Origin of the sequence: Streptomyces sp. DSM 41931 (assembly GCF_050271085.1) — a bacterium.
Taxonomy (GTDB): domain Bacteria; phylum Actinomycetota; class Actinomycetes; order Streptomycetales; family Streptomycetaceae; genus Streptomyces; species Streptomyces albogriseolus.
In genome coordinates, this window is the sequence record NZ_CP189902.1 from 3,326,530 (window position 1) to 3,344,681 (window position 18,152).

At 73.1% G+C, this 18,152-nt stretch carries 19 protein-coding genes and 1 tRNA gene; 16 read left to right on the forward strand and 4 right to left on the reverse strand.

Annotation, left to right across the window (positions count from 1 at the left end; all coding sequences use genetic code 11):
• Nucleotides 1-12: 12 nt before the first annotated feature.
• From ACP7TJ_RS15430 to ACP7TJ_RS15445, 4 genes are all read left to right on the forward strand, one after another.
• On the forward strand, nt 13-735 hold the full coding sequence (locus ACP7TJ_RS15430) for a siderophore-interacting protein (RefSeq protein ID WP_387792855.1): 723 nt from the start codon (nt 13-15) through the stop codon (nt 733-735).
• 62 nt (nt 736-797) lie between these two features.
• Nucleotides 798-1,400, forward strand: a complete 603-nt coding sequence (locus ACP7TJ_RS15435) for an HhH-GPD-type base excision DNA repair protein (RefSeq protein ID WP_093764183.1) — start codon at nt 798-800, stop codon at nt 1,398-1,400.
• A gap of 179 nt (nt 1,401-1,579) precedes the next feature.
• On the forward strand, nt 1,580-1,876 hold the full coding sequence (locus ACP7TJ_RS15440) for a type II toxin-antitoxin system VapB family antitoxin (RefSeq protein ID WP_004943146.1): 297 nt from the start codon (nt 1,580-1,582) through the stop codon (nt 1,874-1,876).
• A gap of 131 nt (nt 1,877-2,007) precedes the next feature.
• Complete coding sequence (locus tag ACP7TJ_RS15445; RefSeq protein ID WP_167741506.1) at nt 2,008-2,628, forward strand: LytR C-terminal domain-containing protein; 621 nt, start codon at nt 2,008-2,010, stop codon at nt 2,626-2,628.
• Nucleotides 2,629-2,674: 46 nt separating this feature from the next.
• Here the strand turns inward: ACP7TJ_RS15445 and upp are convergent, their stop codons facing one another.
• A complete protein-coding gene (gene upp, locus ACP7TJ_RS15450) occupies nt 2,675-3,310 on the reverse strand; it encodes a uracil phosphoribosyltransferase (protein ID WP_093764185.1) in 636 nt (211 codons plus the stop codon).
• A 1,475-nt stretch (nt 3,311-4,785) separates the two neighbouring features.
• On the opposite strand from upp, the gene ACP7TJ_RS15455 reads away from it, so the two are divergent.
• The 7 genes from ACP7TJ_RS15455 to ACP7TJ_RS15485 all read left to right on the forward strand — a co-directional run bounded on the left by ACP7TJ_RS15455 (nt 4,786) and on the right by ACP7TJ_RS15485 (nt 8,686).
• Nucleotides 4,786-5,322 (forward strand): hypothetical protein, encoded by a 537-nt coding sequence (locus ACP7TJ_RS15455; protein ID WP_093764187.1) that lies wholly within the window; start codon nt 4,786-4,788, stop codon nt 5,320-5,322.
• Nucleotides 5,323-5,387: 65 nt separating this feature from the next.
• Nucleotides 5,388-5,819, forward strand: coding sequence for a tRNA adenosine(34) deaminase TadA (tadA, locus tag ACP7TJ_RS15460; protein WP_367453407.1), 432 nt, complete (start codon nt 5,388-5,390; stop codon nt 5,817-5,819).
• 45 nt (nt 5,820-5,864) lie between these two features.
• A tRNA-Ser gene (locus tag ACP7TJ_RS15465) sits at nt 5,865-5,949 on the forward strand.
• 92 nt (nt 5,950-6,041) lie between these two features.
• Nucleotides 6,042-6,218 (forward strand): hypothetical protein, encoded by a 177-nt coding sequence (locus ACP7TJ_RS15470; protein ID WP_093764189.1) that lies wholly within the window; start codon nt 6,042-6,044, stop codon nt 6,216-6,218.
• Entirely contained in the window at nt 6,218-6,511 is a 294-nt protein-coding gene (locus tag ACP7TJ_RS15475) for a Dabb family protein (protein WP_354761775.1), read from the forward strand. The genes ACP7TJ_RS15470 and ACP7TJ_RS15475 overlap by 1 nt, the downstream gene beginning before the upstream one ends.
• Before the next feature lie 188 nt (nt 6,512-6,699).
• On the forward strand, nt 6,700-7,536 hold the full coding sequence (locus ACP7TJ_RS15480; protein ID WP_266404245.1) for an RNA polymerase sigma factor SigF: 837 nt from the start codon (nt 6,700-6,702) through the stop codon (nt 7,534-7,536).
• Nucleotides 7,537-7,783: 247 nt separating this feature from the next.
• Nucleotides 7,784-8,686: an RNA polymerase sigma factor SigF gene (locus ACP7TJ_RS15485; RefSeq protein ID WP_093764192.1), complete on the forward strand. Its 903-nt coding sequence runs from the start codon at nt 7,784-7,786 to the stop codon at nt 8,684-8,686.
• A 76-nt stretch (nt 8,687-8,762) separates the two neighbouring features.
• On the opposite strand, the gene ACP7TJ_RS15490 is transcribed toward ACP7TJ_RS15485, so the two are convergent.
• Nucleotides 8,763-8,957 (reverse strand): hypothetical protein, encoded by a 195-nt coding sequence (locus ACP7TJ_RS15490; RefSeq protein ID WP_093764193.1) that lies wholly within the window; start codon nt 8,955-8,957, stop codon nt 8,763-8,765.
• A 195-nt stretch (nt 8,958-9,152) separates the two neighbouring features.
• Between ACP7TJ_RS15490 and ACP7TJ_RS15495 the strand changes: the two genes are divergently transcribed.
• From ACP7TJ_RS15495 to ACP7TJ_RS15515, 5 genes are all read left to right on the forward strand, one after another.
• Nucleotides 9,153-9,644: a MarR family winged helix-turn-helix transcriptional regulator gene (locus ACP7TJ_RS15495; RefSeq protein WP_093764194.1), complete on the forward strand. Its 492-nt coding sequence runs from the start codon at nt 9,153-9,155 to the stop codon at nt 9,642-9,644.
• A gap of 13 nt (nt 9,645-9,657) precedes the next feature.
• Nucleotides 9,658-12,183 (forward strand): MFS transporter, encoded by a 2,526-nt coding sequence (locus tag ACP7TJ_RS15500; RefSeq protein WP_427763536.1) that lies wholly within the window; start codon nt 9,658-9,660, stop codon nt 12,181-12,183.
• A gap of 109 nt (nt 12,184-12,292) precedes the next feature.
• A complete protein-coding gene (locus ACP7TJ_RS15505) occupies nt 12,293-13,114 on the forward strand; it encodes a YceI family protein (protein ID WP_427763538.1) in 822 nt (273 codons plus the stop codon).
• A gap of 102 nt (nt 13,115-13,216) precedes the next feature.
• Nucleotides 13,217-13,564 (forward strand): STAS domain-containing protein, encoded by a 348-nt coding sequence (locus tag ACP7TJ_RS15510; RefSeq protein ID WP_093764197.1) that lies wholly within the window; start codon nt 13,217-13,219, stop codon nt 13,562-13,564.
• A 9-nt stretch (nt 13,565-13,573) separates the two neighbouring features.
• Nucleotides 13,574-14,044 carry a PPOX class F420-dependent oxidoreductase gene (locus tag ACP7TJ_RS15515; RefSeq protein WP_167741442.1) on the forward strand — a complete coding sequence of 157 codons (471 nt, stop codon included), beginning with the start codon at nt 13,574-13,576 and terminating at the stop codon, nt 14,042-14,044.
• 19 nt (nt 14,045-14,063) lie between these two features.
• On the opposite strand, the gene ACP7TJ_RS15520 is transcribed toward ACP7TJ_RS15515, so the two are convergent.
• Nucleotides 14,064-16,328, reverse strand: coding sequence for an ArnT family glycosyltransferase (locus ACP7TJ_RS15520; protein ID WP_427767373.1), 2,265 nt, complete (start codon nt 16,326-16,328; stop codon nt 14,064-14,066).
• A 263-nt stretch (nt 16,329-16,591) separates the two neighbouring features.
• Complete coding sequence (locus tag ACP7TJ_RS15525) at nt 16,592-18,145, reverse strand: glycosyltransferase (protein WP_427763540.1); 1,554 nt, start codon at nt 18,143-18,145, stop codon at nt 16,592-16,594.
• Nucleotides 18,146-18,152 lie beyond the last annotated feature (7 nt).

Below are 18,152 nucleotides of genomic sequence, written 5' to 3' on the forward strand. Positions count from 1 at the left end.
GGTGAGGACGCGATGGGGCAGGGGCGGGGTTGGGAGGGCGCGGTCCTCAAACTGCTGCGCGCGAAGGATTTCGCGTTCACGGTGACGGACGCCGAGGACGTCACCGCCGACTACCGGCGGCTGACCTTCACCGACGGCGGGATGCTGGCGACGACCGGCGTCCACCCCACGATGTGGGTACGGCTGTGGTTCGACAACGCGGGCAAGCCGCACCAGCGCGCGTACACCCTGGTCGACCCGGACCCGGAGGCCGGCGCCTTCGCGCTGGAGTTCGCACTGCACGAGGGCTGCGCCAGCGACTGGGCGCGGGCGGCGAAGCCCGGGGACACCGTCGAGGCGACCGTGCAGGGCACGGGCTTCGAGCACCCGGACCCCTCCCCGTCCCATGTGTACGTGGTCGGCGACCCGGCCTCGCTGCCGGCCGTCAACTCCCTGCTCGGCGCCCTGGGTGACGCCCCGGCGACCCTCTGGTTCGAGGGCTCCCTCGACGGGCTGCCCTGCGTGGCCGACCCCGCGCGGCACGAGGTGCGCGAGGTGCCCCGGCGGGACGCGGGCGCGGCCCTGGTGGAGCGGGTCCGCGCCGAACTGCCCGGCCTGCTGGCGTCCGGCCCCGACCCGTACGTGTGGATCGCCTGCGACACCGCGACCACCCGGGCGCTGGGCGCGTTCGTCCGCAAGGAGCTGGGCCTGCCCAAGCAGCGGGTGCAGGCGCTGGGGTACTGGCGCCCCAGCTGACCCGCGACGCGCGATCAACGGGGTGACGCGCGATCATCGGGGTGACGCGCGATCATCGGGGCATGGACGTCACACTGCACCTCGCCCAGGACCCCGAGGCCGACCGGCTGCTGGGCCGCAGCCCGCTCGCCGCGCTGACCGGGATGCTGCTGGACCAGCAGATCCCGATGGAGTGGGCGTTCAAGGGCCCGGCGACGATCGCGCAGCGGCTCGGCGCGGACGACCTCGACGCGCACGAGATCGCCGCGTACGACCCCGAGGCGTTCGCCGCGCTGCTCTCCGAGAAGCCCGCGGTGCACCGCTACCCGGGGTCGATGGCGGGCCGTGTCCAGCAGCTGTGCCGGTACCTCGTCGAGCACTACGACGGCGACGCCGAGGCCGTCTGGCGGGGCGTCGACGACGGCAAGGAGCTGCTGAAGCGGCTCCAGGAACTGCCCGGGTTCGGCAAGCAGAAGGCGCAGATCTTCCTCGCCCTGCTGGGCAAGCGGCTCGGCGTCCGGCCCACGGGCTGGCGGGAGGCGGCCGGCGCGTACGGCGAGGAGGAGTCCTTCCGGTCGGTCGCGGACATCACGGGCCCGGAATCGCTGGCGAAGGTGCGGGCGCACAAGCAGGAGATGAAGGCGGCGGCGAAAGCCGCGAAGGCCGCGAAGAAGACGGGGGCGTGACCGGCGCGCCCGGGGCGTACCGGGGGCGGGTATGCGGGCCGCGGGCGGCGAACCGGGCGGCCGGAGAGGGCCGACGGCGGGGGCGCCGACCGTTTTCTGACGGTTTCCGGCGGCTTTTACGGCGGCGTACTGCGTCGCCATGGCTGCGCCCGGAACGTCTCGACCGGTAGGCTTTCCGTGTGATCTTCAAGCGCATCGGAAACGGCCGGCCGTACCCCGACCACGGCCGGGAAAGCACCCGGCAGTGGGCGGACGTGGCGCCGCGCCCGGTCCGCCTCGATCAGCTCGTGACGACCAAGCAGCAGCTCGACCTCGAGACCCTCCTCGCCGAGGACTCGACCTTCTACGGCGACCTCTTCGCGCACGTCGTGAAGTGGCAGGGCGACCTGTACCTCGAGGACGGACTGCACCGCGCGGTGCGGGCGGCGCTCCAGCAGCGCCAGGTGCTCCACGCGCGCGTTCTCGAACTCGACTGACACCCGTCGAACCCCCTGGCGGCCGGTTTGGCCCTTTCGGGTTGGACTGCACCCAGTCGAATGATCATCTAGTAGGCATAGCAGCCCGGGCGCACTACGCTGCGCTCATGAGCATGCTCACTCCACCCGGCATGGGCGGCCAGTACCGCATCACGGGTGACAAGTACCCGCGGATGCGCCGGCCCCGGCGGCGCGGCAAGCTCGTCGTGCTGACCGTGGCCTCCGTCGCCGTGCTCGGCGTGGGCGGCTGGGGCACGCTGCAACTCGTCGACGTGTTCACCGGCGGCGGCGACTCCGCCTCCGCGGCCGGCACCAAGGCCGCCTGCGGCACGGCGAAGCCCTCGGCGAGTCCCGTGGGGGCCGCCAAGCCGCTGCCCCTCCCCGGCACGATCACCGTCAACGTGCTCAACGCCACGACCCGCAGCGGGCTCGCCCAGAAGACCGCCGACGAGCTGAAGAAGCGCGGCTTCAGGATCGGCGAGGTCGCCAACGCGCCCGCGACGTTCGACAAGAAGGTCAAGGGCACCGGCGTGCTGCTCGGACCCGCCACCGCGCTGGACACGGCGCTGCCCGTGCTGGGCACCCAGCTGGCCGGCGCCGAGCGCCGCACCGACCCGGCCCGCAAGGGCGCCGAGCTCGACCTGATCATCGGCGACGCGTTCCGGGGGCTCACGGCGAAGGCGGACGCCGACAAGGCGCTGACCGCACTGGCCAACCCCGAGCCGGCGTCCGCCTCGAAGAAGAACTGCTGAGCCGAACCCGCCGAACCCGCCGAACGCGGGGGCGTGGGCCGCGGAGCTACTCCGCGGCGCCGTACATCCGGTCGCCCGCGTCGCCGAGGCCCGGGACGATGTAACCCTGCTCGTTGAGGCGCTCGTCGACGGACGCCGTCACGACCGTCACCGGCGTGCCGGCCAGCTCGCGCTCCATGACCTCGACGCCCTCCGGCGCGGCCAGCAGCACCACGGCGGTCACGTCGTCCGCGCCGCGCTTGATCAGCTCCTGGATGGCCGCGACGAGCGTGCCGCCGGTCGCCAGCATCGGGTCCAGGACGTACACCTGGCGTCCGGAGAGGTCGTCCGGCATGCGCGTGGCGTAGGTGGAGGCCTGGAGCGTCTCCTCGTTGCGCACCATGCCCAGGAAGCCCACCTCGGCGGTCGGCAGCAGCCGGACCATGCCGTCCAGCATGCCGAGGCCGGCCCGCAGGATCGGCACCACGAGGGGGCGCGGGTGCGACAGCTTCACGCCCGTGGTCTGCGCCACCGGCGTCCGGATGTCGACCTGTTCGGTGCGCACGTCGCGCGTGGCCTCGTAGGCGAGCAGGGTGACCAGCTCGTCGGCGAGACGGCGGAAGGTCGCGGAGTCGGTGCGCTGGTCGCGCAGCGTGGTGAGCTTGTGGGCGACCAGGGGGTGGTCGACGACGTGGAGACGCATGGCGTCAACCCTAACCGGGACGCGGAGGGGCCGGCGTCCCCGCGCATCGCAAGGGGATGGGGCGCTCGTCACCCCTTCGCTGGCGTCAAATCGTCCGGTCGGGGGAAGGTGGGAGGGACGGACTGGGGTGATGAAGCAATGCCTGAGCAGCAGAATCGTGGGAATCCGTCGGCCCGCGCGGGCCGCGGATCCCGGGCGGACCGGCTTTCCGGCACGGCCGGCACTTCGCGGGTCGGTGAAGGCGCCGATGCCGGGGGCGGCGAGGTCGACTGGGAGGCCGAGCGCCGACGGCGGCGGGCCCGGTTCCTGAGAGAGCTGGCGGAGGCTCGGGCGTTGCGGGACCGGGTGCAGCCGCGGAAGGCGAAGGCGGCACGGCTGCGGCACGCGATGCGGATGCGGACGTTTCGCTGGTAGCGGTCCTCAGGGCACCGGTGCCTGTGCGGGCCGGGGGTGTCCGCGGCCCGGCGCCGGCAGGGTGCCGCCGCGTCCACCCTCCCCCGCTCCTGGCTTCGCTCGCGCAGCCGCGGAGGGATGAGGCGGGGCAAGGCCGTGCCCGCGGATGACCGCAGCGCGGGCCTGCGCATGCAAGCACCCTCGCCTGCGACAGCCCCGGCCGACCCGGCCGCGGTCGACCGCGGCCGTGGCCCACACACGCCAGAAGCCACGCCTGTGGACCGCAGCGGGCCCGGCCCGGGGGGTACGCCCGCGGGGCACCGGGCCGGGTACCGCGGCCGACGGGCAGCCGTAGCCGCCGGGACGGGCCGGTGGCGGCGCAACGGGCATGGGCCGGGCACCACGGGGTCGGCCTGCGGGTAGCCGTAACGCCGGGACGGCCGGGCGGCGGCGCGGTCGGCGGGCAGCCGTACCCGCCGGGACGGCCCGGCAGCGGCGCGGCCGACAGGCAGGCGTACCCGTCGGGACGGCCAAGCGGCGGCACGGCAGGCATGGACGGGGCAACCGCGGGGCGGCCTGCGCGTAGCCGTACCCGCCGGGACGGCCGGCAGGCGGGGCCGGAGCAGTCGCGCCGGCAGCGCCCCCAGGTCGGCCACGGCCCCCGGCCCTGGTCGCGGTCGACCGCGACCAGGGCCGGGGGCCGTGGCCGCGGCTGCGCAGGCGCGGGCCCGCGACACGCCACGTCCGCCAGGTGGGCGTACCGCGTCAGGGGCCTGCCGGCCCGTGACGGCGGGCCCTGTCGCGGACCCGGCGCCTCGCCGGAGAGTGCCGCGCCCGGGTGGCGGGGAAAGCCGCGTACGATCCGGTCGTGGCGGCAACAAGTGCGCTGGTGAGTCCTTCCGGGGCGCACTCGGCGCACTGCGATCGAAACTGCTGGACACAGGGAGCGGAAGACGTCCCCTGATGGCCTTGTTTCTGCCACGATTCCCAGTGGGCGGGGTCTCGGAGCTCCGCATACCCGCCCGCACACCTCCGCCGGGGGGACCCCCAACCGGCACGCCTATGACAGTGGGAGAGTCACGGTGTACTTCGCCGCACTGCTCGCGCGCACCGAAGACGGGTGGGAAGCGAGCGACACAGAGCTCGACGATGTGGAAACCCTGTCGGATCTGGCCGACCTGGCCCGGGAAGCCTCTCCCGACGAGGACACGGTGCTCGTGCTGATCGAGCAGGAGGACGGCTGGTTCGGCGTCGTCCGCGTGGACGGTGAGGAGGATCCCAGGATCTACGTCTCCGACGCCGCGGCGGCCGCCCGCAGCAGCTACGGGGAGATCCTGCTCACCGACGAACTGCTCGGCCGGGAGCCCGGGGACGACGTCCCCGACCTGGACGCCCTCGACCTCGACGGCACGGAGGACGGTGAGCCGGACGACGAGGACGCCGACGGCGGTCCGTCCGCCGCGTCCGGCGAGTCCGTCCCGCACGGCCCGGTCGGGGACGCGCAGGTCCTGGAGGACCTGGGCGTGACCGAGAAGGAGCTGCGCTCGATGACCGAGGACGCCGTCTCGGAGATCGCCGAGGCCCTGGGCGCCTCGGAGGTGCTGGAGACCGTCCGCTGACCGTGCCGACCACCACCCCCGCGCCCGGCCTCCCGGACCCGGTGCGCGACCGCTGGCGGGAGCCGATGCGACTCGCCCTGGACGAGGCCCGCCGGGCCGTCCCGGGCGGGGACGTCCCCGTCGGCGCCGTCGTGCTGGCCGCGGACGGGGTCACCGTGCTGTCCCGCGCCCACAACGAGCGCGAGGCGGCCGGCGACCCCACGGCGCACGCGGAGGTCCTCGCGCTGCGCCGGGCCGCCCAGCGGGCCGGGGAGTGGCGGCTGGCCGGCTGCACCCTGGTGGTCACGCTGGAGCCCTGCACGATGTGCGCGGGCGCCGTCCAGCAGTCCCGGGTGGACCGGGTGGTCTACGGCGCCCGGGACGAGAAGGCGGGCGCGGCGGGATCCCAGTGGGATCTGGTCCGGGACCGGCGCCTCAACCACCGCCCCGAGGTGATCGAGGGCGTGCTCGCCGAGGAGTGCTCGCGGCTGCTCACGGAGTTCTTCCGGGGACGCTGAATACCGATTTCGATCCATGCGCCACCGTGCTGTAAGGTCTCCCTCGGTAGCGTGTCCGAGCGGCCGAAGGAGCTCGCCTCGAAAGCGAGTGTGGCGCAAGTCACCGAGGGTTCAAATCCCTCCGCTACCGCGTGAGAAGGGCCCCGTCGTCAGACGGGGCCCTTCGTGCGATCATGGGCCCGCTCGACGCTCGCGTGACAGCAGTGACAGGGGAGGGCCGCGATGGCGGTGAACGCGAAGAAGGCCGCCGTCTATCTGCTGGTGGTCTTCGTGCTGTACGTGATCATCACGGATCCCGAGACCGCCGGCGACTACGTCACGGTCGGGTTCCAGGGCGTCTCGGACGCCGCGAAGGCGATCGGCGACTTCATGACCTGGCTGGCCGCAGGAGGCAAGTGATGATCCGGCACCTGGTGCTCTTCAAGCTCGACGAGGGCGTCCGCCGCGACGACCCGAAGGTCGTCGAAGGCGTGGAGGCCTTCCGCGCGCTGGAGGGGAAGATCCCGGAGATCCGCTTCTGGGAGTGCGCCTGGAACATCAGCGACCGCCCCATCGCCTACGACTTCGCCATCAACTCCGCGTTCGACGACGCCGAGGCGCTGCGCCGCTACGTGGAGCACCCGGACCACCAGGCGGGCGTCGGCCTGTGGCGCGAGTTCGCCACGTGGGTGATCGCCGACTACGAGTTCTGACGCCCCCTCCGCGCTCCGCGCACCGAGGCCCCCTGCCGCCCTGGCAGGGGGCCTCGCCGCGTTCCGCACCGTCTCCCGCCCTCAACACGGAATATGCGGTGCTTGCACACAGTGAGTCAGTCTTGTGATGCTATGACCGCTTTTGACGGATGAGTTGACGGACGATGTGAGCGAATGAAGAGGTGGCGTTGAAGGTGTCGGCCAGTTCCGCGCCACCCCAGGACGAGGTGTCCCCCGACGCGGTCCAGACCCCCGCCAAGCGCCGCGGCGCGGACACCAGGGCCCTGACCCAGGTGTTGTTCGGTCAGCTCAAGAACCTGGAGCCGGGCACGCCGGAGCACACCCGCGTGCGGGCGGCGCTCATCGAGGCGAACCTCCCGCTGGTGCGCTACGCGGCCGCCCGCTTCCGCTCCCGGAACGAGCCGATGGAGGACGTCGTCCAGGTCGGCACCATCGGCCTCATCAACGCCATCGACCGCTTCGACCCGGAGCGGGGCGTGCAGTTCCCGACCTTCGCGATGCCGACCGTCGTCGGCGAGATCAAGCGGTACTTCCGCGACAACGTCCGCACCGTCCACGTACCGCGCCGGCTGCACGAGCTGTGGGTGCAGGTCAACAGCGCGACGGAGGACCTCACCACCGCGTTCGGACGCACCCCGACCACCGCCGAGATCGCCGAGCGGCTGCGCATCTCCGAGGAGGAGGTGCTGTCCTGCATCGAGGCCGGCCGGTCGTACCACGCCACCTCGCTGGAGGCCGCGCAGGAGGGCGACGGGATGCCCGGCCTGCTGGACCGGCTCGGCTACGAGGACCCCGCCCTGGACGGGGTGGAGCACCGCGACCTCGTCCGGCACCTCCTCGTGCAGCTTCCGGAGCGCGAGCAGCGCATCCTGCTGCTGCGTTACTACAGCAATCTGACGCAGTCCCAGATCAGCGCCGAGCTGGGCGTCTCGCAGATGCACGTGTCCCGTCTGCTGGCCCGGAGCTTCCAGCGGCTGAGGTCCGCAAACAGGATCGACGCGTAACCCCGGAGAGCGAATCGCCCGACGGCGCGATTCCGCCTGTTTTTTCGCCCGATACCCCGTCAGACACCGTGTGTCCAGGGCTGATTCGCATCTCAGATATCGACATGTCACTACAGCGCGTTGCCGACATGTGACATTCTGCCGGAAGCGCGTTTGCCGGAGCCTCGGCGCCGGTATTCAGGTGAAGGCTGCGTTCCTCGGATCGGGAGCGTTCGCCGCGACCGTCCCGCGACCCAAAGGGGGTGGCATGTCCGCAGAACAGGGCAGCTCGAAGGTGCTCACGCTCGCGGAGAGCGAGTCAGCTCCCCATGCTCTCGACGCACTCGGCCCCATCGACGAGGGCCCGGCCCTCGCCGTCACACCCGCTCCGGACCTCCCGGACACGGCGGCCCTCGACACCCGCACCCTGTCCCGCTCCCTGTTCCTGCGGCTCGCCGCGCTCGACGAGGACAGCCCCGAGCGCGCCTACGTCCGGGACACGCTCATCGAGCTCAACCTCCCGCTCGTGCGGTACGCGGCGGCGCGGTTCCGCTCGCGCAACGAACCGATGGAGGACATCGTCCAGGTCGGCACCATCGGGCTGATCAAGGCGATCGACCGCTTCGACTGCGAACGGGGCGTGGAGTTCCCGACGTTCGCGATGCCGACGGTGGTCGGGGAGATCAAGCGGTTCTTCCGTGACACGTCCTGGTCGGTGCGGGTCCCGCGTCGGCTCCAGGAGCTGCGGCTGGCGCTGACCAAGGCCGGCGACGAGCTCTCCCAGAAGCTGGACCGCTCCCCGACGGTGGGCGAACTCGCCGCCGTGCTGGGCGTGTCCGAGGAGGACGTCGTCGACGGCCTCGCGGTGGGGAACGCCTACACGGCGTCCTCGCTGGACTCCCCCGCCCCGGAGGACGACGGCGGGGAGGGCTCCCTGGCGGACCGCCTCGGCTACGAGGACACGGCGCTGGAGGGCGTGGAGTACCGGGAGTCGCTGAAGCCGCTGCTGGCGAAGCTGCCGCCGCGTGAGCGGCGGATCATCATGCTGCGGTTCTTCGCGAACATGACGCAGTCGCAGATCGGCGAGGAAGTGGGCATCTCGCAGATGCACGTCTCCCGGCTGCTGACGCGGACCCTTGCCCAGCTGCGGGAAGGGCTCATCTCGGACTGACGTCCCCGGTGCGGGCCGGTGAGGGCCGGCACCGGACGAAGGGCCGCCGAGGGGTTTTCCCTCGGCGGCCCTTCGTTCACTTCAGTGCGAGCCAGGCCACCGCCGCGACGACCGCCACGGCGACGACGATGCCGACGATCAGGCCGATCCGCGGGCCGCCGCCCGTGGCCGCCGCCTGCCTGCCCTGGGGGGCCTCGTCGACGAACGCGCGGAACATCTGGGTGCTGCCGGCGGGGTCGTGATTGCCCTGCGGGCCCTGGGTGTTAGCCATGGACCGAGACCCTAGCGAATCACCGTCCGGGCCCCCAAGCGGGGCGGGACAGACGAGGGAGACCCCCTCCCACCTGCGTGTTTACTGGCGCGATTACTTGCCTTTGCCAAGTTTTTGGGCCGCACCGCCCGTTTTTATTTGCCTTCAGCAACCATCGATACCTACGGTTGCTTTAAGCAACGAAACGGAGGTGCCATGGCCGAGTCGGCACAGTACGAGGAGCTGGTCCGGCAGTTCAGCGCCTTCGGCGCCGTCAAACGGGAGATGAACCGGCTGATGCCGTCGGACTGCCCGAGCGGCTCCGCGGCCGTGCTCACCGTGCTGGGCCGCCATGGCGACATGCGCATGAGCAGGCTCGCCGAGCTGCTGTCCGTGGACATGTCCGTCACCAGCCGGCACGTCACCCATCTGGCAGAGCGCGGCTGGATCGAGCGCTCCCCCGACCCCGCCGACAAGCGGTCCCGCATCCTGCGCCTCACCCCGGCCGGCCGGGACCGGCTCGACGAGCTGTTCCGGCTCACGACCCACCTCCTCGCGGAGCGGCTCGGCGACTGGTCGGACGAGGAGGTCGGTCACCTCGCCCGGCTGATGGCCCGGCTCAGGGACAGCTTCGGCGACCCCCGCACCGTGCCCCGGCAGGCGCCTCCGTCACTCGGACAGACCACCCGTACACCCGTAAGCACGTAAGAGAAGGAAGTCCATGGCAACGACCACACCGAACGGTGTGCGGGCTCATGCCAAGCACGGGGGAGGCCCCTCCCAGGACGCTCCGATGACGCACCGGCAGATCATGGAGGCGCTGTCCGGGCTGTTGCTCGGCATGTTCTGCGCCATCCTGTCGTCGACCATCGTCACCAACGCCCTGCCCGAGATCGTCTCCGACCTCGGCGGCGGCCAGAGCGCCTACACCTGGGTCGTCACCGCCTCGCTGCTGACGATGACCGCCTCCACCCCCCTGTGGGGCAAGCTCGCCGACCTCATCAGCAAGAAGGCCCTGGTCCAGACGGCCCTGGTGATCTTCGTGATCGGCTCGATCGTGGCCGGCACGGCGCAGAACCCGGGCATGCTGATCACCGCGCGCGCCATCCAGGGCCTCGGCGGCGGCGGTCTCGCCGCGCTGGCCCAGATCATCATGGCCGCGATGATCTCCCCGCGGGAGCGCGGGCGGTACTCCGGCTACCTGGGCGCGACGTTCGCGGTCGCGACCGTCGGCGGCCCGCTGCTCGGCGGCGTCATCACCGACACCAGCTGGCTCGGCTGGCGCTGGTGCCTCTACGTCGGCATCCCGTTCGCGCTGATCGCGCTGGTCGTGCTGCAGAAGACGCTGCACCTGCCGCTGGTGAAGCGGGAGGTCAAGGTCGACTGGGCCGGCGCCTTCTTCGTCACCGCGGCCGTCAGCCTGCTGCTCGTCTGGGTCACCTTCGCCGACGACAAGTACGACTGGATGTCGTGGCAGACCGGGGTGATGGTCGGCGGCGCGGTCCTGCTGACGCTGGTCTTCCTGCTCGTCGAGTCCAGGGCGAGCGAGCCGATCATCCCGCTGCGCCTGTTCCGCAACCGCACCATCACGCTGGCGTCGCTGGCCTCGCTGTTCGTCGGTATCGCGATGTTCGCGGGCACCGTCTACTTCAGCCAGTACTTCCAGCTCGCCCGGGACAAGTCCCCGACCATGTCGGGCGTCATGACCATCCCGATGATCGGCGGTCTGTTCATATCGTCGACCGTCTCCGGCATCGTCATCACCAGGACCGGCCGCTGGAAGGCCTGGCTCCTGGCGGGCGGCGTGCTGCTCACGGCGGGCCTCGGCCTGCTGAGCACCATGCGCTACGACACCCCGTACTGGCACATCGGCGTCTTCATGGCGCTGATGGGCCTGGGCGTCGGCATGATGATGCAGAACCTGGTGCTCTGCACGCAGAACCAGGTGGACCCGAGCGACCTGGGCGCGGCCTCCTCCGTGGTCACCTTCTTCCGCTCCCTCGGCGGCGCGGTGGGCGTCTCCGTGCTCGGCTCGGTGATGTCCTCCCGGATCAGCCACTACGCGGCGGACACCATCGGCACCCTCAGCCCGCAGGAGCAGGCGGCGGCCGCCAAGGCCTCCGGCAGCGGCACCATCCCCGACATGGACCTGTTGCCCCCGTCCATCCGCACCTGGCTGGAGAGCGCCTACGGCCACGGCATCGCCGACATCTTCCTGTACGTCGCGCCGGTCGCCCTGCTCGGCTTCCTGGTGACGATCTTCATCAAGGAGGTCCCGCTGCGGACCACCGGCGCGCTGGCCCAGGCCGCGCAGGAGCAGGCCGCCGGGGCCGGCGACCCGGTCGCCGCCGAGGCCGCCTCCGTCCCGGCCGGAAGCGCCGTCCCCGCGGCCTCCGTCTCGGAGACGCGGACCGCCGCGGAGGACACCTTCGCCCAGCCGGTGTCCGCCGTCGCCACCGCCACCCGGCCCGAGGAGTCCGCCTCCTCCGGCATCCCCGTGCGCGGCTTCGTCCGGGGCGCCGACAGCACCCCGGTGCCCCGTGCCGCCGTCACGCTGATCTCCCTGGGCGGCCGCCAGCTGGGCCGCTCCGTGGCCCAGGGCGACGGCTCCTACGCGGTGGACGCCCCCTCGGCGGGGTCGTACGTCCTGATCGCCGCCGCCGACGGGCACCAGCCGCAGGCGTCGACGGTCGTGGTCAACGACGAGCCGGTGTCCTACGACATCCTGCTCAGCGGCACCAGCGGTATGACCGGCGTGGTCCGCGCAGCGGACACCGGGCAGCCGGTGAGGGACGCGATGGTCATCGTGACCGATGTGCGCGGGGATCTGCTGGCCACCGGGACCACCGGCGAGCAGGGCGAGTTCTCGTTCACCGAGCTGGTGCCGGGCGCGGTGACCGTGGCGGTGAACGCCGCCGGGTACCGGCCGCGCGCCCTGCCGGTCGAGATCGGCGCCACGGGCGTCACCCGGGTCGAGGCCGACCTGGAGACCGGCGCCCACGTCCGGGGCGTGATCCGCGCCCCGCACGGTCCGCTGGCCGACGCCCGGGTCACCCTGGTCGACGCGGCGGGCAACGTGGTCGGCACCGCCACCACCGGTGAGGACGGGGCGTACGCCTTCGCCGACCTGGACGGCGGCGAGTACACCGTCATCGCCACGGGCTACCCGCCGGTGGCGAGCGCCCTGACGGTCGCAGGACCCGGTGTCGACGACCACGACATCGAGCTCGCCCACCCGGGCGACTGACCGAGTTCCGGCCCGTGGCGGGCCCGCGCGTCCTGTAGCGGAGACGCGCCCCCGCCGCGGGCCGGTCGTCTCACGACCTTTTCATGAGCCTTTTCAGGGAGAAGACGGGATGCCACTGACCGCGAGGATCCGCACCCGGGACGGATGGGCCGTGTCGCACGCGGTCGTCACGCTGGCCGACGGGACCGGCGCCCAGGTGCTGCGCGCCGAGGCGGACGCCGAGGGCGCCGTCCGGGACGCCACCGAGCTGGCTCCGGGGGCGTACACCGTCGTCGTGACCGCGGTCGGGTACGCACCCGCCGCCGCCAGCGCCCTCGTCACCGCGAGCGGGCGCGCGGAGGTCGGGACGGTGACGCTGGCCCGCACCGGGGGCACGGAGCTGCCGCCGCCCGGCCCGTGGACCGTCGACCCGGCGCACTCCAGCGTGGCCGCCGTCGCCCAGCACCTGGGCATCTCCAGCGTGCGGGGCCGGTTCACCGACTTCACCGCCTCGGTGGAGATCGCCCCGGACGACGTCACCAAGTCGCGTGTGGAGGCCGTGATCCGGGCCGCGTCCATCGACACCGGCAACAGGATGCGCGACACCCATCTGCGGTCGCCGGACTTCCTGGACGTCGCGCGGCACCCGGAGATCGCCTACCGGTCCACGGGGCTCACCCAGGCGGGCACCGACCGCTGGACCGTGCACGGCGAACTGACCATGCGCGGCGTGGTCCGCCCGGTCGACCTGGACCTGGCGTACCTCGGCACCGGCGCCGACCCCTGGGGCGGCACCCGGGCGGCCTTCCGCGCCACCACGGAACTGCGGCGCGATGACTTCGCGATGAACTACAACCAGGTCGTCCAGGCCGGCATCGCCGCCGTCGGCACCACGCTCCGGGTGGAGCTGGACGTCCAGGCCGTGCGGGGCGAGAAGCTCCCTGAGGTCTGAGCCGCGGCGTCCGGACCTGCGCCGCTTCCGGTCTCGCCCCCGACGTGGTCCAATGGGTGGAGGGTCAGGAAGCGGCCTGCCGATTCCGGACGACCGTGTCAGGTGAATGCCGTGACCCCTCCGCCCCCTTCCTCCGAGCGTGTGATGCTCCCGCTGCCGTCGGAGATCGACTTCCGCAACGCCGACGGCCTGCTGCCGCTGATCATGTACCAGGCCCGCTCCGGCTCCGAGGGGCCCGCGCGGGTGATGGTCCTCGACCTGTCCGGGACCCGCTTCATGGACTCCCAGGGCATCCGTCTGATCAACGACGCCCGGAGGCTGCTGCTCCCCGACACCCGGGTGCACGTGGTGGCCCTCCCGGAGAGCGTGGCGGGCCGCGTCCTGGAGGTGACCGGGCTGCGCCGCGACGTGCCCGTGTACGACAACCTCCCGGAGGCGATGGCGGCCTAGGCTGACGCCATGGCACCCAACATCGCGACCAACACCCGCGTCTCCCTCGACGAGTTGCTCGACTTCGTACGCCCCCGGCACCGCGCAATCCTGCTGACCCGCCGCTCCGACGGCGGCCCGCAGGGGTCGCCGCTGACCTGCGGGGTCGACGATTCCGGGCGGATCGTGGTGTCCACGTACCCGGAGCGCGCCAAGACCCGCAACGCCAAGCGGGACCCGCGGGTGGCCCTGATCGTCCTGAGCGACGACTGGAACGGCCCCTGGGTGCAGATCGACGGCACCGCCGAGGTGCTGGACGTGCCCGAGTCGGTGGAGCCGCTGGTGGAGTACTACCGGAACATCGCGGGCGAGCACCCCGACTGGGACGAGTACCGCGCGGCGATGGTGAAGCAGGGCAAGTCGCTGATCCGGATCACCCCGGAACGCTGGGGGCCGGTGGCGACGGGCGGTTTCCCGGCGCGCCTGGCGGAGAACGAGTAGGCGAACGCCCCGGGCGGGGTCAGCTGTCGGACGTCGGGCGGGTGAGGTCGTAGAAGGTGACGGAGCCGGCGGTGACGTGGGTGAAGTGGGACTGCACCCAGGCGGTGATCCGGGAGGCGGCACCGGTGCCGGATCCTCCGCCTCGGCCCGTGCCGCCTCCGCCTGCGCCTGCGCCTCCGCCGGAGACGAAGTAGTGGATGCGGCCGTCCTTCACGTACTGCTGGAACTGCGCGAGGGTCGGGGACGGGTCGGTGCCGTTGAAGCCGCCGATCGCCATGACCGGTTCACCGGTGGCGAGCTGGTAGCTCGCGGCGTTCTGCGCGCCGACCGCCGCGGCGGCCCAGGTGTGGCCGGCGGCGCCGGCCTCCAGCAGCTCGCGTGCCTCGGCGTCGACGTCGGTGCCGCCGAGGAGACCGCCCATGCCGGCGCCTCCGCCGCGGGGACCCCGGCCGGGGGCTTCCGTGGTGGTGCCGGCTCCGCCGGGCGGGGTGGTGCCGTCGGCGCCAGGAGGGGCGCCGAAGCCGTCCTGGCCGGGGCCGCCGCCGGGGAAGCCGCCGTTTTGAGAGGGGCCGTTCCCGTCGGCGCCGGGCGGGGCGCCGTTCTGCGGGCCTCCGCCCCCGCCGGGGCCGCCGCCCCTGCCCGTCGACGCGGGACCGGCCGTGACGATGGAGCCGGAGTGCCCCTCCCGCACGGTGCTCAGGGTGTACGCCGTCGGGCCGGCCAGGGAGGCCGCGACGCCCAGCCCGGCCGCCGCGAGCACCACCCGGCGTCCCGCCCGGCCCGCGAAGACCAGCCCCAGCGCCGCGGTCAGTCCGCCCACCAGGACGAGCCACCGCAGCCACGGCAGGTAGTCGGGCGTGCGGTGGAGCAGAACGTACCCCCAGGCCGCCGTCGCCGTGACGGTCGCCGCCAGGGTGAGGGCGGCCCACGTCTCCCGCCGCCTGTGCCACAGGGCCGCCGCGCCCATGCCGGTCACGGCCGCCACGTAGGGGGCCAGCGCCACCGTGTAGTACTGGTGGAAGATGCCGGCCATGAAGCTGAAGACGACAGCGGTCGTCAGCAGCGAGCCGCCCCACACCAGGAACGCGGCCTGGGTGACGTCGGTCCTGCCGGCCTTACGGCTCAGGACCAGGCCGGCGACGAGCAGGATCAGCGCGGCGGGCAGCAGCCAGGAGATCTGGCCGCCGATGTCGTCGTTGAACATCCGGTCCCAGCCGGTCTCGCCCCAGCGTCCGCCGCCGCCCGGGGCGCCCCCGCCTCCGACGCTGCCCGTCTCGTCGCCGTTGAGCCGGCCGAGGCCGTTGTAGCCGAAGGTCAGCTCCAGGAAGCTGTTGTTCTGCGAGCCGCCGATGTACGGCCGTGAGGACGCCGGCCACAGCTCGACCACCGCGACCCACCAGCCGCCGGACACCACGAGCGCGACGGTCGCGAGCGCGAGCTGCGCGAACCGCTTGCGCGGGCGGACGGGGGCGCAGACCGCGTAGACCGCGGCCAGGGCCGGGAGGATCAGGAACGCCTGGAGCGTCTTGGTGAGGAACGCGAAGCCGACGGCGACGCCCGCCCACACCAGCCACCTGGTCCGGCCGTCCTCCAGGGCACGGACGACGAGATGGCAGGCGACGGCCATCAGCAGCGCGAGCAGCGCGTCCGGATTGTTGAAGCGGAACATCAGCGCCGCGACCGGGGTGAGCGCGAGGACCGCTCCCGCGAGGAGCGCGGCGCCGTGACCGGAACGGCGGCGCACGGACGCGTGCACGACGGCGACCGTGCCGACGCCCATGAGGACCTCGGGCACGAGGATCGCCCAGGAGTTGAGGCCGAACAGGCGCACCGAGAGGGCCATCGGCCAGAGCGCGGCCGGGGGCTTGTCGACGGTGATGGCGTTCGCCGCGTCGAGCGAGCCGAAGAAGAAGGCCTTCCAGGACTGGCTGCCCGCCTGCACGGCCGCGGAGTAGAAGGAGTTGGCGTAGCCGGAGGCGTGGAGGTTGCAGAGGTAGAGCACGCCGGTGGCGAGGAGCAGCGCGAGGAAGGCGGGGCGGGCCCAGCGGGGGTCGGCGGTGGGTGGGCCGGGGCTCACGGCGGTCTGCGGGGGCGACGGGTCACCGGCGGGCGCGGCATGCGCGCCGTGCGGTGGGACGCCGGCCGCCGGACCGGAAGCGGCTGCGGGGGCGGCCGTTCCGGCACCGGCCTGCCCGCCGGGCGGTGCGGGGCGGGGTCCGCCGGCGGCTTCGGCTCCGACGGGAGCGCCGTGCGGTGCGGGCGCGGCGGGCGGCGGGTCACCGATGGCGGCATCAGCTCCGGCGCGCGGGCCGTACGGCGCGGACGCCGGACGGGTACCGCCGGCCGCGGCTTCGGTCTGGGTCCGCGCGCCCTGCGCTGCGGACGCGGGTCGCCGGCCGCCGGCAGCGGCATCGTCACCGGCTCGCTCACCGTACGGCGCGGGGAGACCGCCGGCTGCGGACCCGGCTCCGGCTTGCGGGCCGTTCGGCGCAGGTGCGTGGAAGGGTGCCCCGTCGGCCGGGTCGGACTGCGGGTCGCGTGGGGTGGTCATCGGGTGGTCCTCGGGTCGTGGTCGGGCTGCCGGGCGGGGCGAGCGGGGAACTGTGGGCGGGCTGGGGCGGGTGGCGGTGGCGGCGTAACCGGCGTGTCCGGCTGGGGCGTTCGCGGGACTCGGGCAGCGGGGTCGGCTTCCGAGGTGGTCCAGGAAGCCGCCTGCCCCGGCGACGGGGCCATCGGTGAGGCGGGCGACGGGCCGGGCGCGGGCGTCGAAGGACCGGGCGCGGGTGCCGTGGCGCCGCGACCGGACGTCGCCCGCCAAGGCGTCCCCCCGGTCCGGGACACCGTGTCGGCGGCGCGGGCCGGGCCCCGGTCCGGGAAGACCCACGCCCGGAACAGCAGGAACCGCAGGACCGTCGCCGCGAGGTTGGCGGCCACCAGGACCGCCAGCTCCGTGGAGCGGGCGGGGTCGCTGCTCGCCGTGTTCAGGGCGGCGAGCGAGCCGCTGGTCAGGGCGAGGCCGATGGCGAGGACGACCAGGCCCTGGGCCTGGTGGCGGACCATCCCGCCGCGCCCCCGTACCCGGAAGGTGAGCCGGCGGTTGGCGGCGGTGTTGGCGACCGCCGACACCAGCAGGGCGAGCCCGTTGGCGGTCTGGGGGCCGGTGACGGCCCGGAAGGCGCTGTAGAGGAGCAGGTAGCACACCGTGGACACGGCGCCGACGGCGCAGAAGCCGACGAGCTGCCGGGCCAGTCCGCGCGGCACGTCCGCGAGCTCCCGGTCGCGCGGGTCGTCGCCGAAGGGCCGGGCGAGCCGGTCCAGCGGCAGCGCGCCGGTGGCCAGCGCCCTGCCGACCCGCCACACGCCCTTGAGGTCCTCCATGGCCGTCCGCACGATGTGGACGGTGGAGTCGGGGTCGTCCACCCAGTCGACCGGCACCTCGTGGATCCGCAGCCCCGCCCGCTCGGCGAGCACCAGCAGCTCCGTGTCGAAGAACCAGCCGCCGTCCTCCACCAGCGGCAGCAGCACCTGCGCCACGTCACGGCGGATCGCCTTGAACCCGCACTGCGCGTCGGAGAAACGCGCCTGGAGCGAGCCGCGCAGGATCAGGTTGTAGCCCCGGCTGATGAACTCCCGTCGGGCTCCCCGCACCACCCGCGAACCGCGGCTCAGCCGGGAGCCGACGGCCAGGTCGGAGTGCCCGGAGATCAAGGGGGCGACCAGCGGCAGCAGGGCGTTGAGGTCGGTGGACAGGTCCACGTCCATGTAGGCGAGGACGGGCGCGTCCGAGGCGGACCAGACGGTCCGCAGCGCCCGTCCGCGGCCCTTCCGCTCCAGCCGGACGGACCGCACCTCCTCGATCCGCCGCTCCAGGTCGGCGGCGACGAGCGGAGTGCCGTCCGTGGAGGCGTTGTCGGCGATGGTGATGCGGAACGCGTACGGGAAGGTCCGGGTGAGGTGTTCGTGCAGCCGGCGGACGCAGGGCCGGAGGTCCTTCTCCTCGTTGAAGACGGGGACGACGACATCGAGGACCGGTGTGCCGGCCCAGGCGGCCGGAAGGTGCTCCCGAGCCGGCAGCGTGCCGGGATAAGGGTCGGTTCGCATGGCAGCG